At 64.5% G+C, this 26,348-nt stretch carries 23 protein-coding genes; 7 read left to right on the top strand and 16 right to left on the bottom strand.

The window, feature by feature from the left end:
• The first annotated feature begins 5 nt into the window (after positions 1–5).
• The 3 genes from PSEMO_RS21605 (at position 6) to ssuD (ending at position 3,500) form a co-directional block, all read left to right on the top strand.
• Positions 6–1,190: an acyl-CoA dehydrogenase family protein gene (locus PSEMO_RS21605; RefSeq protein ID WP_075805010.1), complete on the top strand. Its 1,185-nt coding sequence runs from the start codon at positions 6–8 to the stop codon at positions 1,188–1,190.
• Between the two features lie 9 nt (positions 1,191–1,199).
• A complete protein-coding gene (locus PSEMO_RS21600; protein ID WP_075805009.1) occupies positions 1,200–2,300 on the top strand; it encodes a sigma-54 interaction domain-containing protein in 1,101 nt (366 codons plus the stop codon).
• Positions 2,301–2,363: 63 nt separating this feature from the next.
• Positions 2,364–3,500 carry an FMNH2-dependent alkanesulfonate monooxygenase gene (ssuD, locus tag PSEMO_RS21595; protein WP_075805008.1) on the top strand — a complete coding sequence of 379 codons (1,137 nt, stop codon included), beginning with the start codon at positions 2,364–2,366 and terminating at the stop codon, positions 3,498–3,500.
• Positions 3,501–3,751: 251 nt separating this feature from the next.
• Here ssuD and PSEMO_RS21590 read toward each other — a convergent pair whose 3' ends face one another.
• The 9 genes from PSEMO_RS21590 to PSEMO_RS33565 form a co-directional block, all read right to left on the bottom strand.
• Positions 3,752–4,180: a hypothetical protein gene (locus PSEMO_RS21590; protein ID WP_256721168.1), complete on the bottom strand. Its 429-nt coding sequence runs from the start codon at positions 4,178–4,180 to the stop codon at positions 3,752–3,754.
• A complete protein-coding gene (locus PSEMO_RS21585) occupies positions 4,177–5,103 on the bottom strand; it encodes a DUF6402 family protein (protein ID WP_075805007.1) in 927 nt (308 codons plus the stop codon). Before PSEMO_RS21585 ends, PSEMO_RS21590 begins: the two co-directional genes overlap by 4 nt.
• 203 nt (positions 5,104–5,306) lie before the next feature.
• Positions 5,307–6,314 (bottom strand): methionine ABC transporter ATP-binding protein, encoded by a 1,008-nt coding sequence (locus PSEMO_RS21580; RefSeq protein WP_075805006.1) that lies wholly within the window; start codon positions 6,312–6,314, stop codon positions 5,307–5,309.
• Between the two features lie 141 nt (positions 6,315–6,455).
• Positions 6,456–7,232 (bottom strand): MetQ/NlpA family ABC transporter substrate-binding protein, encoded by a 777-nt coding sequence (locus PSEMO_RS21575; protein WP_075805005.1) that lies wholly within the window; start codon positions 7,230–7,232, stop codon positions 6,456–6,458.
• A 32-nt stretch (positions 7,233–7,264) separates the two neighbouring features.
• The gene (locus PSEMO_RS21570) at positions 7,265–7,930 is read right to left on the bottom strand and encodes a methionine ABC transporter permease (protein WP_075805004.1); all 666 of its coding nucleotides are present in this window, start codon (positions 7,928–7,930) and stop codon (positions 7,265–7,267) included.
• On the bottom strand, positions 7,927–9,300 hold the full coding sequence (locus PSEMO_RS21565; protein ID WP_075805003.1) for an LLM class flavin-dependent oxidoreductase: 1,374 nt from the start codon (positions 9,298–9,300) through the stop codon (positions 7,927–7,929). The genes PSEMO_RS21570 and PSEMO_RS21565 overlap by 4 nt, the downstream gene beginning before the upstream one ends.
• A gap of 9 nt (positions 9,301–9,309) precedes the next feature.
• Complete coding sequence (locus PSEMO_RS21560; protein ID WP_075805002.1) at positions 9,310–10,533, bottom strand: SfnB family sulfur acquisition oxidoreductase; 1,224 nt, start codon at positions 10,531–10,533, stop codon at positions 9,310–9,312.
• Positions 10,534–10,863: 330 nt separating this feature from the next.
• On the bottom strand, positions 10,864–11,157 hold the full coding sequence (locus tag PSEMO_RS21555; protein WP_075805001.1) for a hypothetical protein: 294 nt from the start codon (positions 11,155–11,157) through the stop codon (positions 10,864–10,866).
• 219 nt (positions 11,158–11,376) lie between these two features.
• Entirely contained in the window at positions 11,377–11,547 is a 171-nt protein-coding gene (locus PSEMO_RS33565; RefSeq protein ID WP_178392033.1) for a hypothetical protein, read from the bottom strand.
• A gap of 173 nt (positions 11,548–11,720) precedes the next feature.
• On the opposite strand from PSEMO_RS33565, the gene PSEMO_RS21550 reads away from it, so the two are divergent.
• Positions 11,721–12,335, top strand: coding sequence for a Yip1 family protein (locus tag PSEMO_RS21550; RefSeq protein WP_075805000.1), 615 nt, complete (start codon positions 11,721–11,723; stop codon positions 12,333–12,335).
• A 97-nt stretch (positions 12,336–12,432) separates the two neighbouring features.
• Here the strand turns inward: PSEMO_RS21550 and PSEMO_RS21545 are convergent, their stop codons facing one another.
• From PSEMO_RS21545 to PSEMO_RS21525, 5 genes are all read right to left on the bottom strand, one after another.
• Positions 12,433–13,236 (bottom strand): energy transducer TonB, encoded by an 804-nt coding sequence (locus PSEMO_RS21545; RefSeq protein WP_305955602.1) that lies wholly within the window; start codon positions 13,234–13,236, stop codon positions 12,433–12,435.
• 1 nt (position 13,237) lies between these two features.
• Positions 13,238–13,681: an ExbD/TolR family protein gene (locus tag PSEMO_RS21540; protein WP_075804999.1), complete on the bottom strand. Its 444-nt coding sequence runs from the start codon at positions 13,679–13,681 to the stop codon at positions 13,238–13,240.
• Between the two features lie 14 nt (positions 13,682–13,695).
• On the bottom strand, positions 13,696–14,409 hold the full coding sequence (gene tolQ, locus PSEMO_RS21535) for a protein TolQ (protein WP_075804998.1): 714 nt from the start codon (positions 14,407–14,409) through the stop codon (positions 13,696–13,698).
• Between the two features lie 79 nt (positions 14,410–14,488).
• The gene (locus PSEMO_RS21530) at positions 14,489–16,393 is read right to left on the bottom strand and encodes a phytase (RefSeq protein ID WP_075804997.1); all 1,905 of its coding nucleotides are present in this window, start codon (positions 16,391–16,393) and stop codon (positions 14,489–14,491) included.
• A gap of 21 nt (positions 16,394–16,414) precedes the next feature.
• Positions 16,415–18,844: a TonB-dependent receptor gene (locus PSEMO_RS21525; RefSeq protein WP_075805033.1), complete on the bottom strand. Its 2,430-nt coding sequence runs from the start codon at positions 18,842–18,844 to the stop codon at positions 16,415–16,417.
• A 428-nt stretch (positions 18,845–19,272) separates the two neighbouring features.
• On the opposite strand from PSEMO_RS21525, the gene PSEMO_RS21520 reads away from it, so the two are divergent.
• Genes PSEMO_RS21520 through PSEMO_RS21510 form a run of 3 tightly spaced genes read left to right on the top strand, consistent with a single transcriptional unit; the run spans position 19,273 to position 22,665 of the window.
• Complete coding sequence (locus tag PSEMO_RS21520) at positions 19,273–20,673, top strand: purple acid phosphatase family protein (RefSeq protein WP_075804996.1); 1,401 nt, start codon at positions 19,273–19,275, stop codon at positions 20,671–20,673.
• A gap of 55 nt (positions 20,674–20,728) precedes the next feature.
• A complete protein-coding gene (locus tag PSEMO_RS21515; protein ID WP_075804995.1) occupies positions 20,729–21,649 on the top strand; it encodes a GGDEF domain-containing protein in 921 nt (306 codons plus the stop codon).
• Positions 21,646–22,665, top strand: coding sequence for an AraC family transcriptional regulator (locus PSEMO_RS21510; protein ID WP_075804994.1), 1,020 nt, complete (start codon positions 21,646–21,648; stop codon positions 22,663–22,665). Before PSEMO_RS21515 ends, PSEMO_RS21510 begins: the two co-directional genes overlap by 4 nt.
• Before the next feature lie 109 nt (positions 22,666–22,774).
• On the opposite strand, the gene PSEMO_RS21505 is transcribed toward PSEMO_RS21510, so the two are convergent.
• Together PSEMO_RS21505 and PSEMO_RS21500 are read right to left on the bottom strand one after the other, a co-directional pair.
• Positions 22,775–25,003, bottom strand: coding sequence for a TonB-dependent receptor (locus PSEMO_RS21505; protein ID WP_075804993.1), 2,229 nt, complete (start codon positions 25,001–25,003; stop codon positions 22,775–22,777).
• A gap of 294 nt (positions 25,004–25,297) precedes the next feature.
• Positions 25,298–26,044: an outer membrane beta-barrel protein gene (locus PSEMO_RS21500; RefSeq protein WP_075804992.1), complete on the bottom strand. Its 747-nt coding sequence runs from the start codon at positions 26,042–26,044 to the stop codon at positions 25,298–25,300.
• Between the last annotated feature and the right edge of the window lie 304 nt (positions 26,045–26,348).

Genomic DNA, 26,348 nt, shown 5'->3' with positions numbered 1-26,348 from the left:
GGACCATGACCTTGCCTTCACACGCCCTGCAAACCCCACTGCAAATCGCCCGCGAACTGGCGACCCGCTTCGCCGCCACCGCCGTCGAACGCGATGCCCGCGGCGGCACGCCGAAAGCCGAGCGCGATGCCCTGCGCGCCAGCGGCCTGCTCGGCCTGGTGATCCCGAGCCAGTACGGCGGCCTCGGCGCCAGCTGGAGCGAAACCCTGGAAGTGACCCGCGAGTTCGCCCGGGTCGACAGTTCCATTGCCCATGTGTTCGGCTTCCAGCACCTGATGCTGGCCACCGTGCGCCTGTTCTCGCGCCCCGAGCAATGGGAGCCGTGGTTCGAACAGACCGCGCGCAAGCACTGGTTCTGGGGCAATGCCCTCAACCCGCTGGACACCCGCACCGTGGTCAAGCGCTTCGATGGCTGGGTCGAGTTTTCCGGCAAGAAGAGCTTCTGCTCCGGCGCCAGCGACTCGGAAATGCTCATCGCCTCGGCGGTGGACGAAAGCGCGGGCGGCAAGCTGCTGATCGCCGCCGTACCCAGCGCCCGCAGCGGCATCACCCTGCACGGCGACTGGGACAATATCGGCCAACGCCAGACCGACAGCGGCAGCGCCACCTTCGAGCGGGTGCGCATCGAGCAGGGTGAACTGCTGCTCGATCCGGGCCCGCTGAGCACGCCGTTCGCCTGCCTGCGCCCGCTGATCGCCCAGCTGCACTTCGCCAACCTGTTCCTCGGTATCACCGAAGGCGCCTTCGCCGAAGCGCGCCAGTACACCCTCAACGAAAGCCGCCCGTGGTTCCGCTCCAGCGCCCGTCACAGTGGCGAAGACCCCCACGTGCTGCGCCACTACGGCGAGTTCTGGGTCGGCCTGGAAAGCGTGCGCCTGCTGATCGAGCGCGCCGCCGAACTGCTCGACAAGGCCTGGGCCAAGGGCACCGGCCTGGGTGCCGAGGAACGCGGGCAACTGGCCCTGGCCATCGGCACCGCCAAGGTCGCCGCGACCCGCCACGGCCTGGACATCTGCAACCGCCTGTTCGAAGTCACCGGCGCCCGCGCCACCCATGCTTCGCTGCGCTTCGACCGGCACTGGCGCAACCTGCGCACCCAGACCCTGCACGACCCGGTGGATTACCGCGTCCACGAGCTCGGCGAATGGGCGCTCAACGGTACGCGCCCGACCCCGACCTTCTACTCATAAGGCCCGCCCATGCAACTGCTCACCCTGCCCCCGTCCCCGACCCTGGCCACCTCGATCCGCGCCACCGCGCAGGTCTTCGAAGACCCGCGCTCGCAGGCGCTGCTGGCCCATCTGCAACAGGTCGCGCCCAGCGAGGCGAGCGTGCTGATCATCGGCGCCACCGGGACCGGCAAGGAGCTGGTGGCACGGCATGTCCATAACCTCAGCGGGCGGCGCAACGGGCCGTTCGTGGCGGTCAACTGCGGGGCGTTTTCCGAGTCGCTGGTGGAGGCCGAGCTGTTCGGCCACGAAAAAGGCGCCTTCACCGGCGCCCTCGCGGCCAAGGTCGGCTGGTTCGAGGAGGCCGACGGCGGCACCCTGTTCCTCGACGAGATCGGCGACCTGCCGATGCCGATCCAGGTCAAGCTGTTGCGGGTGCTGCAGGAGCGCGAGGTGGTGCGCCTGGGCTCGCGCAAGAGCATCCCGATCAATGTGCGGGTGCTGGCGGCGACCAACGTGCAGCTGGAGAAAGCCATCAATGCCGGGCATTTCCGCGAGGACCTGTACTACCGCCTGAACGTGGTCAGCCTGCAACTGCACCCGCTGCGCGAGCGGCCGGGCGACATCCTGCCGCTGGCCCGGCACTTCATCGCCGAATACAGCCGGCGCCTGGGTTACGCCGAGGTCAGCCTCAGCGACGAAGCCCGCCAGCGCCTGGCCAGCTACGACTGGCCGGGGAATATCCGCGAGCTGGAAAACGTCATCCACCACACCCTGCTGCTGTGCCGCGACCAGGTGATCCGCGCCGAGGACCTGCACCTGTCGAACCTGCGCATCGAGCGCGAGAACGACAGCCGGCCGCGCCAGGAAAGCGCCGACGAACTGCTCCAGCGCGCCCTGCTGCAACTGTTCGAGGAGCAAGGCGAAGGCCTGCATGAAAAGGTCGAGGACGCCCTGCTGCGTGCCGCCTACCACTTCTGCCATTACAACCAGGTGCATACCGCGCAGTTGCTCGGGCTGTCGCGCAACATCACCCGCACCCACCTGATCCGCATCGGCGAACTGGTGGTCAACAAGCGCCGTCCCGCCCCCGGTGGCTTCGATGGCCGGGTGATCAACCTGTCGATCTGAATTCCTAGAAACAGAACCTGCTACGCGTGCCTACCACTCAACGATGGCAACAAGGACACTGCAATGAGTCTCGATATTTTCTGGTTCCTGCCGACTTCCGGCGACACCCGCTACCTCGGTCCCTCCGCCAGCGGCCGGCCGGCAACCAACGCCTATATGCGCCAGATCGCCGTGGCCGCCGACCAGCTTGGCTACGACGGCCTGCTGATTCCCACCGGTGCCAGTTGCCTGGACCCCTGGGTCACCGCCGCCAGCCTGGTGCCAGTGACCCAACGCATCAAGCTGCTGGTGGCGCTGCGTACGTCCCTCGGCAACCCCACGGCTTCGGCGCGCCAGGCCGCCACCCTGGACCAGGCCAGCAACGGCCGCCTGCTGCTCAACGTGGTGCCCGGTGGCGATGCCACCGAACTGGCGGCCGACGGCGTGTTCCTCAAGCATGACGAGCGCTACGAAGCCTCGGACGAGTTCCTCACCATCTGGCGCCGCCTGCTGCAGGGCGAGAACGTCGACTTCGAGGGCAAGCACCTCAAGGTCGAAGGCGCGCAGAACTTCTTCCCGGCGGTGCAGCAGCCCTACCCGCCGCTGTACTTCGGTGGTTCCTCGCCAGCTGCGCATGAACTGGCGGCCAAGCATGTGGATGCCTACCTGACCTGGGGCGAGCCGCCTGCCGCCGTGGCCGAAAAGATCGCCGATGTGCGAGCCCGTGCCGCGAAGCATGGCCGGAGCGTACGTTTCGGCGTGCGCCTGCACGTGATCGTCCGTGAAACCAACGAGGCCGCCTGGGCCGCGGCCGACGAACTGATCAGCCACCTCGACGACGCCACCATCGCTGCCGCCCAGGCCAACTACGCGAAGATGGACTCCGAGGGCCAGCGACGCATGGCCGCGCTGCATGGCGGTGACCGCAACAAGCTGGAAGTGGCGCCGAACCTCTGGGCCGGGGTTGGCCTGGTGCGTGGCGGTGCCGGCACTGCGTTGGTGGGTGATGCCGAGACTGTCGCCGCGCGCCTGCTGGAGTACGCCGAACTGGGTGTCGACAGCTTCGTGCTGTCCGGCTATCCGCATCTGGAAGAAGCCTACCGCTTCGCCGAACTGGTCTTCCCGCTGCTGCCGGGCAAGGGCAAGGTCACCGTGGATGGCGCCTTTACCGGTGGAGCGTTCGATATTCGTGCGGGGAAGGGCAAGGAGCAGGCGGCATGAGGGTCGAGTTGCGCTGCCGTCCGGCCTATGGACACCTGGAGACGCCTGACGTCACGCTGTTGAATCTGGGGTGAAACCACTGGCCTCATCGCTGGCAAGCCAGCTCCCACAGGGTTCGCGGTGCACACGGTCACTATGGGAGTCCGCCCAGTCTTTCAGGCAGGGTGGACTTCAACAGGTATCGCGTATGCCGTCAAACCTTGTGGAAAGCTGCATTGCCGGCGATGAGCCTGATTGCAGAATCTTTGTACTTACTGGTTGCGCCCTGGTTTTACCGGTTGGTCATAGATGCAGTCTGGAGCATTGGGACCGACATGAATCAACCCGGCATACACCTCACCGCTCACTCCCCAGTTGATTGTTCCACTGGCCTGAGCCAGGTCGTAGATCTTGCTTTCCCCTAACAGCTCTCCCGTGCGGTTATCGTAAAGACGATAGAAGCCCGGGTATTTCCACAGCGGCCATCTTTGTGCTGGAACATCTTCATTGGGATCTGCACGGGGATGGAAAATATCGGGCAGAACCCAGAACGGCTTCAGACTTTGCAGTCGGTAGCAGCCGTTGGGGCTGCTGATCTCGTCCCATTGTGTCGCCAAGCCTTTTTCCCACCATCCAGAAGCAGCCCAAAGGGCTGCCGAGATTGCGATGGCGAGCGCAATAGCTCGGGAAGTTCGGTTCACGATACCGGTCCCAGGTTGATGATCTGGTCGGTTTCGACCCACAGAACATCGGAGTAAAGGAGAAAGTCTCCGCCCATTCCAACCTTATCCCGATACTTCCTGAAGTCACCGTTTGTTACCGAAGCGAAGGCTGTATCACCGAGTTCGAAAATCGGGGCACTTCCACCTGTCGCAACCTCTATCAATTCAGAGCGGTTCAATATCTGGTCCTGTGTCCAGATCCCCAAGAACTGAAAGCCATTGAAGTCATAGTGATCCCGGATATAGAACCCCAGCCTCTCCACCTGAAAATAGCCGATCGAGCGCTGGTTCCCTGGCTCTTGCTCGACAAAGGCCCTGCCCGAGACACACACCTTGACTATCGCCTGTCCGAGCGCACCGTACATATCGTCCAGCGGGTCGGACAGACTCCCTAACGGCGCAACGTTTACCTGGGCTGTCACATCGAGTACCCGAGCGGTCGCATTCAAATCACCGAGCCGGATGGGGGCCTTTCTGTCCCATCCGGCCTTCACCAGAAGGTCATTCAGCCGCTGAACGCCATTCGGCGTGTGGATCCTTGACGCTGCCAGGGACACAGCCTCTCGACAACGCGCGAACCCCATCGCCCAACTCATCTTCACGATGCCCTCATCGCAATGAGCTCGCGTCAGGGTCATGGGATCAGGCCTGGTTTTCTCCTCCTTCCACGCCTCCGGCATTTGCCATGCTGGGCTGTCAAACCAGCGCTGCATCAAGGCTGCCGCGGTGTGCCAATTCATCTTGCGCATGGCCACCGGGACTTTTGACAGAGGCAGGGCCTGGATGACGATCTGCTTGGGTGGATGGTCTCTGCCCGGCAGGGTATCCAGCGTGACACCCTCCAGGAGAAACAGAGCATCAGGGCCCAAGGCTGTGGCTTGCTGGAAATCTTTTAACGACATGAAGCTACTCCAGATCTGGCGACGGGCCGCTGCTGGTGGTTTGCACATGGATAGCAAGGGTGCTGTAGGCCTCGTCGTTATTTGGTGCCATCCAATCGAGCCAGATCATGGAAGCAATGCGTTGGTAAATAAGTAGGGCAAATCTGAAGGATTAAGCAGAAACGTCTGACTTTTTGATTCAGCCGTAGCTTGCCGGCGCCCGCCTACAAGTAACGCGCAATCTGAACCTCATCCACTCGATCTGCCAGCATCTGAACGCACTCGAGATCGCCACTCTTGACCGCCACCCGCAACCGCCCCAGCGCCCGGCCCTGGATCCGCTCCACCCCACCGTGCAACAACCGCAACCCCGGCAGCGCCTTGCTCAGCGCCGCCAGATCCGGCTCCAGCCCATGCTCGCCGGTGTAGTGCAGATCCAGCACCTGCTCCCCCGCCACCTCGACCGCCTCACGATGCTCCGAAGGCGCCAGCAGGATCCGGCTGACCTCATGCTGCGGATCACCGAACACCCGCCAGACCTCGCCCTGCTCCACCACGTGCCCGCGCTCGAGCACGGCGACCCGATGGCAGAGATCGCGGATGACTTCCATCTCATGGGTGATCAGCACGATGGTCAGTCCGAGGCGCCGGTTGATATCCCGCAGCAGTTGCAGGATCGCCTGGGTACTTTCCGGATCGAGGGCCGAGGTGGCTTCGTCGCAGAGCAGGATCTGCGGGTCGAGAACCAGCGCCCGGGCAATACCGACCCGCTGTTTCTGGCCGCCGGAAAGCTGCGCCGGATACGCATCGCGGCGCTCGCCGAGGCCGACCAGTTGCAGCAATTCCTCCACCTTGCGCGTCCGCTCCGCCGCCGGGACACCTGCCATCTGCAACGGCAGCTCGATGTTCTCGGCGACGGTGCGGGTGGCGAGCAGGTTGAAGTGCTGGAAGATCATCGCCACCTGGCGGCGCAGCGGGCGCAGTTCGGCGCTGGTCAGCCGGGCGATGTCCTGGCCGTTGACCAGGACCTGGCCGGCGCTCGGGGTTTCCAGGCGGTTGATCAGGCGCAGCAAGGAGGACTTGCCGGCGCCACTGCGGCCAATGATGCCGAAGATCTCGCCACGATGGATCTGCAGGTCGATCTCCGCCAGGGCGGTGAGGCTGCCATAGCGCTTGCCGATGCCCTGGAGGTGCAGGTGGGTGGTGAGGGATTCCGGGGGGAAGCTGGTCATGGGGAGGGTCCGGGATTGTTGTGTTGTTGCTGAGGGCCCTATCGCTGGCAAGCCAGCTCCCACAGGTCCAGCGGCGCACGCGGACCCTGTGGGAGCTGGCTTGCCAGCGATGAGGCCCTCAAGGCAGATGAAGATTCAGGCTCAGAACCCCGGGGCGATCTGGCCCTTATACCGGGTCAGGATGAACTGCCTGACCTCAGGCGTATTCAACGCCTTGGCCAGCTTCTGGATCCTCGGGTCCTGGAGGTTGTCCGGCCGCGCCACCAGGTACTCGACATACAGGTCCTTGCCCTTCTCGACGATCAGGGCACTGCTGGTGTCGATCCCCGCCTCCAGCGCGTAGTTGGCGAACACGAAGGCCAAATCCACCTGGTTCACCGCCCGCGCCAGCAAGGCGCCTTCCAGCTCCCGGATTTTCAGTTTCTTCGGGTTCTCGGCGATATCCCGCTGGGTCGCCAAAGTGTTGCTCGGGTCCTTGAGCTTGATCAGCCCGGCCTCATGCAACAGCACCAGCGCCCGGCCGGTATTCACCGGGTCATTGGGAATCGCCACGCTGGCGCCGTCCGGCAGGTCCTTCAGATCCTTGATCTTCGTCGAGTAGGCACCGAAGGGCTCGATATGCACCCCCACCACCGGCACCAGGTCGGTGTGGCGGGTCTTGTTGAAGTCATCGAGGAACGGCCGGTACTGGTAGTAATTGGCGTCGAGGTTCTTTTCCGCCAGTTGCAGGTTGGGCTGGATGAAGTCGGTGAAGACCTTGATATCCAGGTCTACACCCTCCTTGGCCAGCACCGGTTTGACGAATTCGAGGATCTCCGCGTGGGGCACCGGGGTAGCGCCGACGGTGAGCCTTTCATTGGCGTGGGCGGAGAAACTGATGATGGCAGCGGCAAGCAGCGCCAGGGATTGCTTGAACATGGTCTGACTCCAAAGGTAGGCAAAAAGGTGTTTCAACGACGGGTGAAATGCCGCACCAGGCGGTCGCCGCTCATTTGCAGGGCCTGCACCAGCAGGATCAGCAAGAGCACGGTGACCACCATCACGTCGGTCTGGAAGCGCTGGTAACCGAAGCGGATCGCCAGGTCGCCCAGCCCGCCACCGCCGATCACCCCGGCCATGGCGGTGTAGTCGACGAGGACGATGGCCGTCACCGTGACCGCCGCGATCATCCCGGTGCGCGATTCCGGCAACAGGGTGTAGCGGATGATCTGCCAGGTGCTGCCACCCATGGCCTGGCTGGCTTCAACCAGGCCCCGATCCACCTCGCGCAGCGCGGTTTCCACCAGCCGGGCGAAGAACGGCGTGCAGCCCACCACCAGCGGCGGAATGGTGCCGCGCACGCCCAGCGAGGTGCCGGTGAGCAAGGTGGTGACCGGAATCAGCACGATCAGCAGGATGATGAACGGCAACGAACGCAGGACGTTGACCACCAGCGACATGCCCCGGTACAGGCCAGGGCTGGCGAGCAACTGGCGCTGTCCGGTGAGATAAAGCAGTACGCCAAGCGGCAGGCCAAGCAGCACGGTGAATCCCAGGGCAGCGGCAAGCATGCTCAGGGTCTCCAGGCTGGCCTGGCCGACTTCGCCCCAGTTGAGGTTGACCAGCAACTCGTTCATTGCCCGTGCTCCCGCCGCAGCGCCGCTACCGGGTGCGGCGCGCGCAGGCGGTCACCCTGGCCGAACAGTTTGTGGCGCAGGGTGCCTTCGGCGTATTCGCGCTTGAACAGGCCGCGAGCCTGAAGTTCCGGCACCAACAGGTCGACCACGGCGACGAAGGTCTCCGGGGCGACCACGCTGGCCAGGTTGAAGCCGTCCACGCCGGTGGCCTCGACCCATTCCTGCAACTGGTCGGCCACGGTCCGGGCCGAGCCGACCAGCACCGGGCCGTCGCCGCCAATGGCGCAGTAGTCGGCGATCTCGGCGGTGGTCCAGGTGCGGTTCGGGTCCGCGCGAGTGAAGGCTTCCACTGCCGACTGGATAGCGTCGCTCGGGACTTCCTTGAGGATCTGCTCCGGGCCGTACTGCGAGAAATCGATCCCGGTCCAGCCCGACATCAGGGTCAGGGCGCCGGTGGCACTGGCGTACTCGCGGTACTCGCGCAGACGGGCAAGGGCCGCCTCGTCGGTCTCGGCGACGATCACCGTGAGCTGTTCGAGGATGACGATATCGTCGGCGGCGCGCCCGGCAGCGACGGCTGCCGCACGGAACTCCTCCACCTGCTTCTTCAGCACCGCCTTGCTTGGCGCGGCGACGAACACGCATTCGGCGTTGGCCGCGGCAAAGGCCCGGCCCCGGCTGGACGCACCGGCCTGATAGAGCACCGGGGTACGCTGTGGCGACGGCTCGCTGAGGTGGAAGCCGGGCACCTTGAAGTACTCGCCCTCGTGCCCGATGCCATGCACCTTCGCCGGATCGGCATAGACTCCGCTGTCGCGATCGGCTCGGACCGCGCCCTCCTCCCAACTGCTTTCCCAGAGCTTGTAGCAGACCTGCAGGTATTCCTCGGCCAGGGCATAGCGCTGGTCATGGGACAGCTGCTCGCGCTGGCCGAGATTGCGCGCGCCGCTGCTCAGGTACGAAGTGACGATATTCCAGCCCGCGCGGCCCTGGGTCAGGTGATCGAGGGTGGACATGCGCCGGGCGAAGGGAAACGGATGCTCGAAGGACACCGAGGCCGTCACGCCAAACCCCAGGTGCTCGGTGGCCGCCGCCATGGCCGGGACCAGTTGCAGCGGGTCGTTGACCGGCACCTGCGCCCCGGTGCTCAGCGCCGCATCGGCACTGCCGCCATAGACGTCGTAGACCCCGAGCACATCGGCGATGAACAGCCCGTCGATACGCCCGCGTTCGAGGGTTTTCGCCAGCTCCACCCAGTAATGAATATCGGTGTAGCGCCGCGACTGGTCGCGGGGATGGCGCCACAGGCCGGGGGACAGGTGCCCGACCGTGTTCATCGCGAAGGCGTTGAGGCGGATCTGCTTGCTCATGGCCGCCCCCTAGTTCCAGTCGTGCCGCGCCGGCTTGATGCCGTTCAGCGCCCAGTTGCCGACCAGGTGGTATTTCCAGCGCACCGGGTCATGCAGGGTGTGCACCCGGGCATTGCGCCAGTGGCGGTCGAAGTTGTGCCGGGCCAGGGAAGAGCGGGTGCCGCCCAGCTCGAACAGGCGGTTGCTGGCTTCGATGGCGGCTTCGGTGGTGAGCACCTTGGCCTTGGCCACGGCTACCGAGGCGGCGGCGACATTGTCTTCGTCAGGACTCGGCTTGGCAGCATCCAGTACCCACCCAGCGCGCTCCAGCAAGGCTTCGGCGGCTTCCTGGCGGATCTCCAGTGAGCCGATCTGGATGATGGTCAGCGGATCATCCCCAGCCTTCTCCACCTGGGCATCAACCCACGGCCGGGCATGCTCGCGAACGAAGGCGATGGTGTCGTCCAGCGCAGCACGGCCGATACCGGCGTCGATGGCGGCGGTGGTCAGTTGGGCGAACGGGCCGGCCAGGGTCGGCACTTCATAGGAGCGGTAGCTGGGGAACAGGTTGAACGCCGGAACGCGCAGGCCATCGGCGATCACCGTACCACTGGAGGTGGTGCGCTGGCCGATGCTGTCCCAGTCGTCGACCACCACCAGGCCCGGGGTGCCACGCTCGACGAAGGCCAGGTGCGCGCGGTCCTCTGCGTCGAGGGCCAGCACGCCGATCCAGTGGGCGTAGAGCGAGCCGGTGCAGTAGCCCTTGCGCCCGTCGATGCGGTAACCCTCGTCTTCAGCGACCAGGCGGGTCTGGATATCGACCACGGTTTTGCCGCCGGTTTCCGACAGGGCATTGGCGAAGCGATGGCCCTTGAGCACCAGGTCGAAGAAGAAGCTCTTCTGCTCCTCTGTGCCTTGCAGGCGGATGTCTTCCAGCAAGCAATAGTGGTTCTGCGGGATCTGGCCAAGGGACGGGTCGGCGGCGGAGACGATGGCGATCACCCGGGCCAGGGTGGCGAAGGACACTTCGGCGCCGCCATGGCTGCGAGGCACCGTGATACCCCACAGGCCGCTGTTGGAGAAGGCATCGACTACATCGGCGGGCACCCGGCGCTGGCGGTCGCGCTCGGCGGCGCCTTCGCGGAGCAAGGCGGCGATGCGCTGGGCGACGGCGATGGCTTCGGCATCGTCGCGGATGACATGGGCATCCGGCTGGCGGAGGTCGTAATGGGCGGAAACGGCAGGTGTGGTCATGGGAAAGATGAATCCTGGAATGCGATGACCACAGGGCTATTGCATTTCCCATGCCAAGCAGGAAAAGCCTTGTATTTCAGGGGCTTGATGGTTTCAGGCAACAGTCAGTGCGACTGTTGAAACAGCAAAATGTTGAGCCACTGTTGCTGGATGGACAGTTGAATGCGGAGTGTTCTCCCGGGCCCTATCGCTGGCAAGCCAGCTCCCACAGGGACCGCGTGTACTGCAGTACCTGTGGGAGCTGGCTTGCCAGCGATGAGGCCAGAAAGAACAAAAACAGTTCAATTACAACAGGACGACAATAGTTAAAACACCAACTAACCCGACACTTCACAATACCGCAACAATATTCCCGCCCATCGATTCACTGGCCAGCAAACGCGCCCTTGCCGTGCCCCAGTTCATCGCCCGGGTCATGGTTTCGCCCGGCCGGGAATCATAGGTTTCCTCGAACATCAGCGTGCCGCCGGCGTTGTAGACCCCGATAAACAGCTGGGTTGCGCCAAGCCGGGAGAGCCGCACCTGCACATCGACAATCTCGCCACCGTCCAGCACTTCTTCATGGGAACGACTCATCAGAGGCGCTTCGGCCCAGGCCCAATAGTGTTTTCCGCGATACTTCATATTCACGCTCCTGTGCCCGGGTTTTATAAGTACGTCAGTGAGACTAACGCCCCGGAATATTTCCGCCAACAAACGCGGCGGTTTTTCTGAATTAACGGACGGCCGGTATTTCAATGCTGCAACAGCGGAAAAACATCCTGCTACTTCCACAGGTGCGGAATTGCTACTTCCACAGGTGCGGAATATTGAAATAACCAACCGGACAAACGATTGCGCCATTTACTTCGAATATTTTCCCTGCCCGCCGCCTTGGCGTTTCGCGTGTTCCTGGGCAGTTGAATCCCGCTTGCCCTGGCCGGGTTGATCGGGGCGGTGGGCGTCGTTGTCGCGCTCCACTTCGCCGGGCATGTGCTGGTCGGACGCAGCGCCCGGGTGCTTGCTGGAAGGCATGATAGTTCTCCGTGGATGACCGTTGCAGAAACCGACCGCTGCGCTGGTGAAAAAGATCCATCGAGATGATCACCGGCCTGTCAACCGACCACTCGGCGCCCTGCCCCGACAAAAACTGAACGCCGGAAAACCCTTCTGTTTCCAAACTTCATCGCTGACAGGAGATCCCTCCGATGAAAGCTCACCTGGTCAAACTCCTTACCCACCCGGATTACGCCTGGATGGATATCCGCACCGAAGAAGAACGGCAGCCGCGTCACTACCTCCCGCACCTGCTGCTCTGGGCGCTACTCCCGGCGATCTGCCTGTTCATCGGGGTGACCTGGACCGGCTGGAGCCTGGCCGAGGGCGATCGGGTGCGGGTCAGCATGGCCAGTGGGTTGCAGCTTGGGGTGCTGCTGTACGTCACCATGCTGCTGGGCACGCTGATCATGGGCGGGTTTATCCGCTGGATGTCGCGGACCTTCGAGGCGCGGCCAACGTTGAATCAGTGCATCGGTTTCGTGGCGTACACCACCACGCCGTATTTCCTGGCGGGGATCACCGGGTTGTATCCGAGTCGCTGGCTGGCAGTGGCGGCGCTGATCGTGGCGGGGGCTTATGCGACGTATCTGCTGTTCGTGGGGTTGCCGAAATTCATGCGGTTGACCCAGGACCAGGGGTTTCTCTATGCGGCTTCGGTGTGGGGGGTTGGGTTACTGGTGTTGGTGACCATTCTGGTGAGCATGATCCTGTTCTGGTTCAACACACTCCAGCCCGAGTACCTACGGCCTGCGACGTTGCCTTGAGACCGCTATCGCTGGCAAGCCAGCTCCCACAGGGACCGCATGCACCGCAACCCTGTGGGAGCTGGCTTGCCAGCGATGAGGCCATCAGCATCACCCTCTACCGGGAGCCTTGCTCGATGCTGTAGTGGAAGGTGTTCTTGATCCCGGGCACCTCTACCGCCCGGCCATCCACAATCCTCGGCTGATACCGAAAGCTCCGTGCCGCCTGCAACGACGGCTGGGCAAACCACGGATGGCACCCATCCAGCACCTGCGGATCACGCACCTTGCCCTGGGTATCCACCGTGTAGCTGACCGTGCAATCCCCCTGAATACCCTTGTCCAGCGCCCGTTGCGGGTAGTCCGGGGCTTTCTTGGTGATCGGCAGGTACTGCTGGCTCGCCGCCGCTGCGGCACGGGTACGCTCATCCGCCGCCCGACGCTCGGCGGCCAGGCGCTGTTCAGCTTCCCGCGCCTGGGCTGCATCCCGCGCCAATTGTTCCTGCCGCTGCTGCTCCTGGCGCTGACGAACTTCCTCACGCTGACGCTTCTGCTCCGCCACCTGCTCCTGCTTCTCGCGCAACTGCTCGCGCTTGAACGCCAGCTCCGCCTCGGTCGGCACCACCGGCGCCGGGGCCTTCACTACTTCCGGAGGCGGCGGCTCGACAACGGCAGGCGCAGGCGGCTCCGGCACCACCACAGGCTCAACCACCGGTTCCGGCAGCGGCACGCTGATCAACTGCGTAGTGATCACCGGCACCACCGGCGCCGGCATCTGCGGCCTGTAGTCATGCCCGAGCAAGGCCACCGCCACCGCCACATGCAAGGCCACGGCCACGCCCGCGGCACCTGCATTGGCGCGCCATTTCGGCAGATTGAAGGACGGCACCGGGGCCGACAGCGGCAGACTCATCGCAGCCATCTCAAGGCTCCTCGGTAATCAGGCCCAGGTTGCTCACCCCGCCACGCTGCAACTCGGCGATGCCGGCAACCACCCGCCCGTAATCGGCACCCTGGTCGGCCCGCACATAGACCTGGGTATCACCGCGCTCGGCAATGATCCGCCCTACCTTGTCGCGCATCTCCTCCAGGCTCACGGCGCTGTCGCTCTGCCCGTCGAGCTTGAGGTCCGGCCCGACATTCCAGTAGAAGCCGCCATCGACCTTTACCGACAGGGTCAGCACCTGCCGCTCGCTGTCGGCCGGCATGGCCTGGGCGGCGACCTTGGGCAGTTCGAGCTTGACGCCCTGGACCAGCATCGGCGCGGTGACCATGAAGATCACCAGCAGCACCAGCATCACGTCGATATAGGGCACCACGTTCATTTCCGCCTTCACGGCGTGCTTGCGCTGGGGTTTTACCAACATCGGGGAAACTCCTTTCAGGCCACCGCAGCCATGCTTGGGGTGCAGTGCAGACGCTTGTGCAGGCGCGCCTGCAATTCATTGGCGAAGGCGTATTGGCGGGCGCTGAGCATCTGCCCGCGCGCGCTGAAGCGGTTGTAGGCCATGACCGCCGGGATCGCCGCGAACAGGCCGATGGCGGTGGCGATCAGCGCTTCGGCGATGCCCGGGGCCACGGTGTTGAGGGTCGCCTGCTGGACCTGGGACAGGCCGAGGAAGGCATTCATGATCCCCCACACGGTGCCGAACAGGCCGATGTACGGGCTGACCGATCCTACGGTGGCGAGGAAGGCCAGGCCCTTGTCGAGGCGTTCGTCCTGCTCGGCGAGGGACACGTAGAGGCTGCGCTCGACACCTTCCAGCACGGCGGAATTCTCGATCTGCGGCTGTCGCTGCAACTGGGCGAAGGCCTGGTAGCCATCGACGAACAGGCGCTGCAGCGGCGTCTCGTCATCGCCCTCGGCGGTGCGCGCCTGGCTTTCGCGGTACAGCAGGGCCAAGTCGCCGCTGGCGCGGAACCGCTGGAGGAAGCCGTCCGAGGCCTTTTCGCTGCGGCCCAGCGCCCAGCCGCGCTGGACGATCAGGTACCAGCTGAGCAGCGAGGCCAGCACCAGGCAGGCCATCACCGCCTGCACCACCAGGCTGGCATCGCTGACCAGGCCCCAGATGCTCATATGTTCGCTTGCGTGCATGTTCTTTGCTCCTTGGCCCCGCACCAGGCGGGGCGTCGTGTATTGGATGACAACGGCATTGCCGGTTGATGACAGCGGCTCAATCGAGCTGCAGCGCCTCGACCACCTGGCTCCAGGCAATCGCCTTGAAGTTCTGCCGGCCCTCGGGCATGCGCTTGCGGCCGTCCTGCACCACCAGCAGGCCCTGGCTCCACGGACCACCGAGGTTGGCGGATGTGACTTCCAGGCCGTCGGTCTGCGAGGCACCGTCGATGCCGCGTTCGGCATTCAGGCCAATCGCGAAGGCGCCGCGCAGGCGATACGGCGGCCTGGCCTCGACCACCACGTAGCGGTCGTTGCCCTGGCTGGAGATCACCAGGTAGTCGCGCTGCTTGCCCTGGTAAAACGCCAGGCCTTCGATATCGGCCTTGATTGGGTCGCCCACGGCAATGACTTTCTCAAGCGTGATCGGCGCATCGGCGCGGGCATCCAGGGTCCAGACCGCCTTGTCTTCCTCACCGATGAACAGGCGCTGGCCACGGTCGTCGGCCACGCAGCCTTCCGGCTGGGTCGCGGTGGCGAAACGGCGTACCAGTTCGCCCTCGACCTGCCCTTTAGCCGTGCCGAGGCGGTATTGCAGGAAGCTGCCGTTCTTGTCGTTGACGATGGTGTGGATGGCACCCGTCGCATCCTTGAACATGCACAGGCCGTAGATTTCCTCGAGCGGCGTGGCCACCTCGCCCAGCGGGCTGACTTCGCCGGTCTGCGGCTCGATGGCGAACACCTGCAGGCTGTTGTGATCGCGATTGCTCGCCACCGCCAGGTCCACGGTGCGTTCGCCGAGCTTGAAGCCATTGCGCACATCGACGTTGTTGACCCGGCCGACACGCAGGTCCTGCAGCTGCTTGCCGGCGAGGTCGTACACCAGCAGCCCGCCCTTCTTGTCGGTGCCGATGATCCGGCTTTGCTGCGGGTTGGCGGCATTGACCCAGATCGCCGGATCGTCGGCGGCATCGCCGAAGCTCGGGACCGGCTCGGTCTGGACCTGGGCCGGCAATACCGGGACCGGCGCGGCGACCTTGGCAACCGGCAGGTCCCAGTCGAGACGGGCACGGCGCTGGCCTTCATCGTCGACGATCAACAGGTCCAGGCCCTTGGCGTCCTGGCGCACGCTGAGTTGCTCGGGCTCCTTGAGACCGGCCAGCGGCAGGCTCGCCTCGGCTTTCCAGCTCGTGCCGGCCTGGCGATACAGGTGCAGGCTGGCGCCCAGCGGATCCAGGGCCAGCACACCGCCGGGCACTACCGCCATCCCGGCCGCACGCTTGGCGATGGAGCCGAACGGCGCCCGCAAGTCCACCGGACGCCGTTGCAGCGGCGCCTCGGCGGCCGCGCCATAACGCCAGAAACCGACGCTCTCTTCATTGACGAACAGGCTGTCGCCGGCATCGTCGCCCTGGCAGTGCTCGCTCAGTGGCGGCAGGCTCAAGCCACGCACGCGGAGGGCTTCGCCAAGCGGCTTGTCGGCGGTGGCGACCAACCACTGCTCGCCAACGCCCTCGGCGCCCATCAGGAAGACGAAGCTGTTGCGCGCGCTGTCGCGATACAGGCACAGGCCTTCGACCGGGAAATCACGCTTGGGCAGGTACAGCGGCGTGCTCCAGCCCTTGTCCTTGTGCAACTGCACCAGCACGGCCTGCTGGCGCTTGCTATCGACGGTCGCCACCAGCAACGCGTCCTGGTCGCTGCGCAGGTCCAGGCCCTTGTAGCGGCCATCGAGCTGGCTCAGCACCTGGCCGTCGGCCTTGAGCAGTTGCAGGCCCTGCTTGCCGGCGACCAGGCGGTCGGCACCGGGCCAGAAGGCATCGGTGCTCAACAGACGGGCATTCTCGACGCTGCCGGGCAGGCGCTCGCCAAGGGTCAGGAGCGGCGCGGCGGCCACGGCCTGGGATACCGCCAGGGCCAGCAGCAGGCCCCCGGCGAAGGTGAAAGGTCTTGCATTGAACATGTTCGGGTCTCGGGCTGGCGATCAGAAGTGGGTCAGGGTCAGGCCAACCTTGTAGGTCGGGCCGTATTCCTCGTACTGCGAGTTGAAGCGCGAGCGCCCGGTGTAGGTGTAGTAGGACTCGTCGGTGATGTTCTGCGCCTCGAAGGTGAGTTGCAGGTCCGGGGTGATGAAGTAGCCGGCCTTGAAGTCGACGAACAGCTGTTCGTCCGAGTACAGGTCGTGGGCCTTGTCATCGATGCCGGCGACTTCCGCCAGGTACTTCGACTTGTAGTTGGCGGCCACGCGCAGGCTGAGCTTGTCGTCTTCCCAGCCGAGGGTCAGGTTGCCGACGGTGTCGGACTGGTTGGGCAGGTCGATGCGCCGGGTCAGGCCCTGGCCTTCGATTTCGGCGCGGGACTTGCTCAGGGTCAGGTTGCCGCCCAGCAGCAGGCCGTTCCACGGCGCCGGCAGCCAGTCGAATTTCTGCGAGTAGGCCAGCTCCATGCCATACAGCTTGGCGCTCTGGCCGTTGGCGAAGGTCTTGGCCTCGTCGAAGTCGACCCACTCGCCGGTGCCGGCCAGGTCGGTGTTGTAGACGAAGTTGTCGATGTCCTTGTAGAACAGGAACGCCGAGACGGTGCCGGCACGGCCCATGTAGTGCTCGATGCCGAGGTCGAGGTTCATCGATTCCAGCGGCTTGAGGTTCGGGTTGCCGAAGGCGGCTTCGCCTTCGCCATCGTCGATCATGAAGCCCGGCGCCAGCTGGCCGAAGGTCGGGCGCACCACGGTGTTGGTCCAGGCCGCGCGCAACTGGGTCTGCGGGGTGAACTGGTAGCGCGCGTGCAGGCCCGGCAGCCAGTGGTCATAGCGTTTGCGGCTTTCGGTCGGGCTGTACTCGCCGTCACGCAGGCCGGTGCCCTTGGCCTCGAACTCGGTGCCCTCGTAGCGTACGCCGCCGATAAAGCGCCAGGCGCCAACATCGACGGTGTTCATCAGGTAGGCGGCGTTGATGTCTTCGCGCATGGTGAAGTCGTTGATCCGCGATTCTTCTTCGTCGTAGAAGGCATCGCGGTCCATCCCGCCGATCAGGTTCTTGATCGCCCCGGCGCTGATGCCGTTGCCGAAGTTGCCCAGGGAGTAGTCGACCTTGCCGCTCTGGTAGCCGGCCAGGGTGACATCGTCGAAGTCCTCGTAAACCCAGATATCGGTGTCGGCACGCTTGTCGCGGCGGCTGGCCTTGGCGCCGAACTTGACCTGGGAGCTGTTGCCGGCCAGTTCGTAGTCGCGGGCGAGGTCGAAGCGGATGTTCTTTTCTTCGTCGGTGGAATTGGCTTTCTCCCACTCCACCTTGTCCAGGGTGAAGGCGTTCGGGTCGTAGAAGGCCGCGCCGGTGGACAGGCGTGGCTTGCGCGTGCCGTCGAAGCCGATGTCGCTGAAGTCGCCTTCGAACTTGGCGTCGGCAATGCCGCCCGGGTCGTTCTCGCTGGACTTGCTGTAGCCGACCTGGCCACTGAGGGTCCAGGCATCGATCAGGCGTTCGCCGCCGAATACATAGGACTGGATTTCCTGGGTGTCCTCGCGGGACTTCAGGGAACGCCAGCCTTCGCCGTCGCCACGCTCGCCGGAGGCTTGCGGGTCTTCGAACTCGATGCCGGCGGCATTGCGCGTCTCGGTGTCCTTGAAGCGGCTGTAGAGGGTGCGCAGGTAGTAGCTGGAGAAATCGTCCGGGCGGTAATCGAAGTTCAGGCCGGCGCCGGTGCGTTCGCGGCGGATGCGGTAGTCACGCTGTTCGGCTTCTTCCAGGCGTGGCTGGTCGCCTTCGAAGTCCCAGGCGCCGCCGGTCTCGACGTTGTCCGAGCCGAAATCGCGCTGCTGCCAGCTAAGGGCGGCGGCCACGCCGAAGTTGTCGATACCGTCGCCGAGGCTGAACTTGTTGCTGAACGCGCCGGAGAATTTCGGGCTGGTCTGGCTGGTGTTCTCGTCGTGGCTGGCTTCGCCGCTGACGGTGTAGAACAGGCCCGGGTGATCGAAGGCCGACAGGCTTTCCACCTCGATGGTGCCGCCGAGGGAGTTGGCGTCCATGTCCGGGGTCAGCGACTTGACCACCGACAGCGACTGCACAAGCTCCGTGGGCAGCACGTCGAGGGCCACGGCGCGGCGGTCGGCTTCCGGGGCGGGCAACAGGGTGCCGTTGATGGTCACGCTGTTCAGGTCCGGGCCGATGCCACGCACGCTGACGAAGCGGCCTTCGCCCTGGTCGCGTTCCACCGACAGGCCGGGAATCCGTTGCAGGGCTTCGGCGGCGTTATCGTCGGGCAACTGGCCGACGGCATCGGCGTGGACCACGCTGCGGATGGTGTCGGAGGCTTTCTGCTCCTTCAGCGCCTGGTCCAGGCTGGCGGCCTGGCCGACGACGTTGACGTGCTCCACCTTGTCTTCGGCGAAGGCCGGCAGGCTGGCGGCGATGGCCATGCTGAGCAGGCTGATCTTGAATCTGACGATTGCCACGTTGTTGCTCCCCTGAAGTCGATCCGCCACACCCGGCGGAAACTGAGGGGCACGCTAGGGCTGGCGTGTGGCAGATCTGTGACAGGGATTTTCACAGCGGTCGGATCGGGGCATTTTCGGGTGGTTTTCGCGGGGAATTGGCCTGATATGACCCCCTTTCACTCTTCATTGGCTGTACCGGCCTCATCGCTGGCAAGCCAGCTCCCACAGGTTCAGCGGTGCACGCGGTCCCTGTGGGAGCTGGCTTGCCAGCGATGAGGCCCTTGAGAACACTGAAAAACCAACATTTTTTCACATCTGCCAGCGTCCAAATAGACCCCCCACCCTGTAACCCAAGCGTCATTTGCCTTTGTTTCCTTGGCCGCCAGAACTCACCGACCCAAGGATCCTCCATGTCCCGCCTGAGCCTGCTGGCCCTCGCCCTCGCCGCCTGCATCGGCAACGCCAGCGCAGCCGAACCCCTGCCGCATTCACCCGGCGCGCCCTACGCCGCCACCGGCCTGGCCGACCGTATCGTCCTGACCCCCGGCGCCAACCCGGCCCGGGAAATGGCCGTGACCTTCCGCACCGACAGCCGCCAGGCGGCCAGCCAGCTGCAACTGGCCCCGGCCCTCGACGGTCCGCAACTGGAAAAACGCGCCATCCTGCTCGAAGGCAGCAGCCAGTCGCTGGATACCGAGAACGGCGCCGCCCTGTACCACCAGGTCCGCCTCACCGACCTGCAACCGGACACCCCCTACGTGTACCGGGTCAAGGGCGCCGACGGCTGGAGCGAATGGCTGCAGTTCCGCACCGCCGCCGCTGGCTTCAAGCCCTTCCGCTTCATCTACCTCGGCGACACCCAGAACGACATCCTCTCCATCGCCTCGCGCAGCGTGCGCCAGGCCCTGCACGCCACCGCCAGCCCGGCGCTGGTGGTGCATGCCGGCGACCTCACCTCGCAGCGCGACGACCTGGTCCACGACGATGAATGGGGCGAATGGAACCAGGCCGGTGGCTTCCACTACGCCGGGGTGCCACAGGTGGTCGCCACCGGCAACCACGAGTACCTGGACAGCGTGAACCCCGATGGCAGCGAAGGCCGCGTGCTCGGTCCGCACTGGGCGAAGCAGTTCGCCCTGCCCGGCAATGGTGTGAAGGGACTGGAAACCACCACCTACTTCACCGACTACCAGGACGTGCGTTTCATCGTCCTCGACGGGACTGCCGCCCTCGACCTGAACACCCTCGACCAGCAGAGCCAGTGGCTGGAACAGCGCCTGAAGGAGAGCAAGGCGCGCTGGAAGATCGTCGTCACCCACCAGCCGATCTTCACCTGCGCCCGCCCGGAAGACACCGGCCCGCTCAAGGCCGCGTGGAAACCGCTGTTCGAACGCTACAAGGTGGACCTGGTGCTGCAGGGCCACGACCACTGCTACAGCCGCCTGAGCAATGAAAAAGGCCGTGTCGCGGCGAAGAAGGACCACGCCGCCGGCAAGGTCCAGGGCCCGGTGTACATGGTCTCGGTGGCCGGTTCGAAGATGTACGGCCTCAACGACCGCGCCCGCCAGCAGCCGGACCGCAGCGCCGAGGAAACCCAGCTGTACCAGACCGTCGAGGTGCTGCCGTCGCGCCTGGAAGTGCGCAGCTTCACCGCCAACGGCACGCTCTACGACGCCTTCGACCTGAACCGCGACAAGCAGGGAAGCAATCGCCTGAGCGAGCCGGCGAAGAACCTGCCGGCGGAGCGCTTCTGCACCGGCGAACAAGGCCCGGACCAGTTGCCGTGCAAATCCCGCAGCAAATCCCTGTAACACCCTTGTGACCTAGGTCGGGCACGCTAGCCAGCGCCCGACCCGGAGACCGTCAATGAAATCACTGCTCAAACTGCACACCCTGACCTTTGTCGGCTTGGCCATCGCCGCCAACCTCGGCCTGCAGATCTACCTGGCCTTCGGCGAGGTCAAGCCATGGGCGCAGATCAACTGGATGGACGTGGTCGGCGAAGGCGGCTCGGGGCTGATCTGGTTGATCTGGCTGGTGATGCTGATGCGCAGCCGCCCGGCCGGCCGGGTCAGTCGCCTGCTGGCGGTGGGCATGGCCTGCGTGTGTTTTTCCTGGTGGATGGATGTGCTCGACGAATTCATCCGCCTGGCCCCGGACGCGGTCTGGGACAACTGGCTGGAAACCGCGCCGATGCCGGTGGGCCTGCTCCTGGTGACCTTCGGCATCTATCACCTGCACCAGGAACAGCAGGCGATCAACGCGCAGATGAGCAAGCGCGAGGGGTTGTTCCGCGAACACCTGCTGTTCGACAAGCTGACCCCGCTGGGCGGTGCCCAGTACCTCAAGCAGCATGTGCAACTGGCCCTGGAACAGGCGGCCCGCGAAGAGCAGCCGCTGTCGCTGGTGGTGCTGGATATCGATGATTTCAGCGCGGTGAACCTGATGCATGGCGAGGCCGAGGGCGATCACCTGCTGCAGGCGCTGGCCCAGTTGCTGTTGCTCAACCTGCGCCAGCAGGATGTGCTCTGCCGTCTGGCCGGCGATCGCTTTGTCGTGGTCATGCCCAATACCGGCGAAACCCAGGCCCGCTGGCTGGCCGGGGAGCTGCAACAGGCAGTGGCCAGCTTCGCCTACAAGACCCAACGCCACGGCGAGCGCTTGCAGTTGCACGCCAGCGTGGCGGCGGCCATGGCCTATGACGACGATGTAGACAGCCTGCTCAAGCGGGTCAACCTCGGTATCGCCAGGGCCAAGCGCCAGGCTCCGCAGCAGGGGGCGGCATGAGCGGCTACGAGCGTGATCAGCGTTTCATCGTCGGCCACTACCAACCGGCAACCCTGATCGACCTGGCCCTTTCCCGGGGCATCGACAGCCACCGTCTGCTGCGCGGTTGCGAGGTGTTCTACGAGGATGTCAGCCGGGGCGCAACGCGTTTCAGCCAGGAGCAGTTCCTGACCCTGATCGACAATGCCCGGCGCCTGCTGGATGCCGATGACAGTGCTTTCCTCTTTGGTCAGCGCTTGCTGCCAGGGCATTACGGCGAGGCCAGCCAGACCCTGCTGCATGCCCGCGACCTGTACCAGGCGCTGGAACACCTGTGCGAGTTCCATGCCCTGCTCAGCCCGCTGCTGACGCCGCGGCTGATGCTGGAGGAGCATTACCTGCATCTGTATTGGCAGGATGGCTGTGGTGCCGGCAACCAGGCGCAGTTTCTCGGTGAAGCCTGCCTGAGCGCGGTCCTTGCAATGAGTCGGCGGCTGGTCGGCGAGCATCTGCCCTGGCGTATCCAGTGCGCCTGGAGCCAGCCGCGGCATATTGAGCAGTACTGGGTGTATCTCGGCGAAGAAGTGCGTTTCGATGCGCAGATCACCCTGCTCTCCCTGCCTCGGGAATATATCCATCGACCGTTGCCCAATGCCGCTGCGACACCTGGGCTGGTGGCGCGGCAGGCGTGTCTGGGGCAACTGGAGGCGCTGGGAGGTGGGGCGAGTTTTCTGGATGAGCTGTTCGATCACCTGCACGGGCATATCCATGAGCCGATCAACCTCGACCGTGTCGCTGCCGCCTTCGGTATCAGTCCGACTACCCTCAAGCGCAAGCTGAGCAAGCATGGCACCCATTTCCAGCAGCAGCTGGACCTGGTGCGGCGCCACGTGGCGTTATACCTGTACCAGATGAAGGGGTACACCAATGAAGAGGTGTGCAACTACCTGCGGTTCAGTGATACGACCAATTTCCGCAGGTCGTTCAAGCGCTGGACCGGGTTGACGCCGAGTGGGTTGGCCCGGTGGTTTGGATGATGTGGGTGCTGAGGGCCCTATCGCTGGCAAGCCAGCTCCCACAGGTTCTGCGTGCGCCGCGGACACTGTGGGAGCTGGCTTGCCAGCGATCAGGCCAGTACAGACACCATCAGAAGTGGGTAGTCACCGACACCCCATAAGTCCTGCGATCCCCTCGCGCATCCCAGGCGATATCGAACGGCAGCGGCACGCTGTCGGTCTTGTAGCGCTTGTCGGTAAGGTTGTTGACGTAGGCGCTCAGGTCCAGGTCCTGCTTCCCGGCAACGTGATACGTCAGGCTGGCATTCCCCAGCGTGTACCCACCCTGCGAAACACTGTGGTCCTCCTGCGCCGTCGGCAGGAAGTAAATGCGGCTCTGATAGCGCCAGCTGTTATCCAGCGTCACCGCATCCCCGCCCTCCAGCGCAATCCGGTAGCTCGCCCCCACCGACAGGGTTCGCTCCGGCGAGCGGGCAATGCGGTTACCCGAGTAATCCGGGCCGCCCGGTGACGAGAAGTCCTTCAACTCGGTATGCAGCAAGCCCAGCGAACCGCGTAGTTGCAGGTTCTGCAACGGCAAGGCCTGCAGTTCGAACTCCGCCCCGCGAATCACCCCGGCTCCGCTGTTGGTCAGCAGCGACACCACCTGCCCGTTGCTCACCGACACGGTATTCACCTGGATATCGGCGTAGTCGTAGTAGAAGACGTTGGCATTGGCGATCAGACGCTCGTCGAACCACTCGCTCTTGAGCCCCAGCTCGTAGGCATCGACGTTCTCCGGCGCCACCACCGAGGTCTCCGCCTGCACCGTGGCGCCACCATTGAAACCGCCGGAGCGGAAGCCCTTGGCGTAGCGGAAATACACCCGGGCGTTGTCGTTGAGCTGGTACTCGGGGGTGAAGTCGTAGGTCAGCTTGTTCCAGGTGCGCTGCTCGTCCTGGGTCGCGACGGTGGCCAGGGTGCCGGTGTAGTCCTTCCACCAGCGGTTGCTGCTGGCGAAGGACACGTCTGCGGCATCCGCCGAGGCGACGCGGTTCAGGTCGATGTCCTTGGTCTCGCGGGTCCAGCGCAGGCCGAGGGTGAAGCTCAGGTCATCGGTGGCCTGCCAGGTGCTGCTGCCGAACAGCGCGTAGCTGGTGGTGGTCTGGTCGAGGTCGGTCCGGCCATAGCTGGCGACATCGAAAGGTGCGTTGTAGGCGGTGGGCAGGATCGCACTGCTGCTGGCGCTGTCGAGGCTTTCATGGAACAGGTGGGTACCGACGATCCAGCTCACGACCTGGTTCCTGGCCGAGGACAGGCGCAGTTCCTGGGACACCTGGCGCCAGTGATCGTCGCCATAGGAGCGGCCGAATTCGTAGATGCCCATGTTCGGGCCCTGGGCCTTTTCCTGGATGTCGTCGAAGGCGGTGATCGAATCCAGGGCCAGCTCGCCCAGGTCCCAGTGCAGGTTCAGTTGCACGCCGTTGTGCTGGATGCGGTCCTCGCCCTTGCCGGTGAAGGCCGCTTCATCGTCCTTGACCGTGGGTGCCGGGCCGAACAGCGTGGTGCCGCCGGGGCCGGCACCCCAGGCGCGGGTGGCGATGCCCTGCCCCTTGTAGTCACGGGAGCGGATCTGCAGGGTGGCGTCGAGGTCGTCGCTCAGGCGCGCGAGGATTTGCGCGCGCACGGCCTGGTCGTGCACATCGCCGACGGTATGGCCATCGACGATGTTCTTCAACTGGCCGTCCTTGCTCTGGTCGACGAACGCCACCCGGGCGGCCAGGCGATCGTCCACCAGGGTGCCGCCATAGGCGCCTTCGTAGAGGCGCGACTCGTAGTTGCCGGCGTCGATCTTCAGGTAGCCGTTGCCCTTCTCGAACTGCGGCTTGCGCGAGACGAAGTTGATCGCCCCGCCGGTGGTGTTCTTGCCCCACAGGGTGCCTTGCGGACCGCGCAGGATCTCCACCCGTTCCAGGTCATAGAGCGGACCGCCTGTGGCGATATGCGGGCTGATATAGGTGTCGTCGACATAGATGCCCACCGGGTAGACGGTGGTCGGGGCCATGTCACCCGAGCCCATGCCGCGGATGTACCAGCGTGGCCGCTGGTTGCCGGCGAATTCCGGGGCGATGGCGTTGGGCACGTCCTGCAGCGCCTTGCCGGCGGTGAAGCCGCCACCGGTCTGTTCGATCTGCTTGCCAGAGACGGCAGAGACGGCGGCGGCGACGTCCTGCAGCGACTCTTCGCGCTTCTGCGCGGTGACGGTCACGGTGGGCAGGGCATCGGGTTTATCGGTGTCGTCGGCCAGGGCGGCGTGGGCAGGCAGCAAGGTCGCGGCGATCAACAGCGCCAGGGGCTGGCGGCGGAAAGGCAGGGTCATGGGCAGCTCTCTGATTACGGATGGCTGGACCATGGCAATGCCCGTGCCAGAGGCTGGAGGGCTTGTGGATCAAGGGGTGTGGCGGGGTTGGGAGTTTTGACTGTTGCGTCAGGAGCAATGGCTCAGCAGTAGGTTGCTGCTACTGACACAGCACAGATTCTGTGGTCACCTTGGCCCCTGTGGGAGCTGGCTTGCCAGCGATAGGGCCCTCACTGGCAACACTGTTGTCCGATCTGGCCTCATCGCTGGCAAGCCAGCTCCCACAGGGGTTTTGCTGTGTCGCGACTTACTGCATCAGAATGCCAGACCCACCTTCACCCCGAACTCGTCACGCTTGAGCTTGGTGTTGTCAGCCACTGCCGAGTCCTCGTCCAGCTTGTACTCGGTGCGGGTGTAGTAGGCGCCGACCTGGATCGGCATGCCGCCCTGCTGGTTCATCAGCAGGCTGACTTCGGCGTAGGGGTTGGTGCGGTCCTTGAGGTCGACGCTGTCGCTGCCGAAGTCCTCGACCTTCAGGCGGGCACGGCCGTCGATGGTGTGGCGGGCACCGACTTCGACGCGCAGGGTCGAGGCGTCGAACTGGTGGTTGTAGCCCAGCGCTGCCTTGGCGAACGGCGATTTGACGGTGAGCTTGGTGTCGATGTCGTTGATGTCCGGCTCGAAGCGCGACCAGCCATAACCACCACCCACGCTGACATCGACGAAGTTGCGCGCATCCAGCGCGGCACGCCAGCCGAGGTCCAGGTCAGCCTGGGCTTCCTTGAGTTTGTTGTCGTTCTTCTTGCCGTACTTGGCCTCGGCACCGAGCTGGTAGATGAAGCCGGATTCGGCGGTGAGCTTGTTGCCGAAGGTGGCGAACACACCGCCCTGGCCCATATGGCTATCGTCGGATTCGCTGCCGCCTTCGAACTTGAACTTGTCGTAGCTGCCCGTCAGACCGAGGGTGAACAGCGGGTCGGTGCTCGGCGCAGCGACGGCAGCCAGGGGCGCGCCCAGCAGGGCCAGGATGCAGGTCGGGGCGAGCAGGTTACGGGTACGCATTGGTGAAGCCTCCATGACGGTAAACGTATTAACGAATGCAGGGCTTCGAGGGAGGGGTCTGTAGGAAAGTTCGAAATAAAGTGAAAGATTTGTGAAATGTTTCGCACAAGGCGAGGCTCTGGGACGGGACTTGCCCAGGTTTTATGGGTGTTCTTGAGGGCCTCATCGCTGGCAAGCTGAACTGGCCTAATGATCCCGGACACCTCTTAAGGGCGATATGATTCGCCCATTCAGGAGGTTCTATGCAAGAACGGAAGACCTACACCCGCGAGTTTAAGCAACGTGCTGCCAGCATGGTTCTTGA

Origin of the sequence: Pseudomonas putida (assembly GCF_001941965.1) — a bacterium.
GTDB classification, from domain to species: Bacteria; Pseudomonadota; Gammaproteobacteria; order Pseudomonadales; family Pseudomonadaceae; genus Aquipseudomonas; species Aquipseudomonas putida_L.
This window is presented reverse-complemented; position numbering and strand designations above follow the sequence as displayed.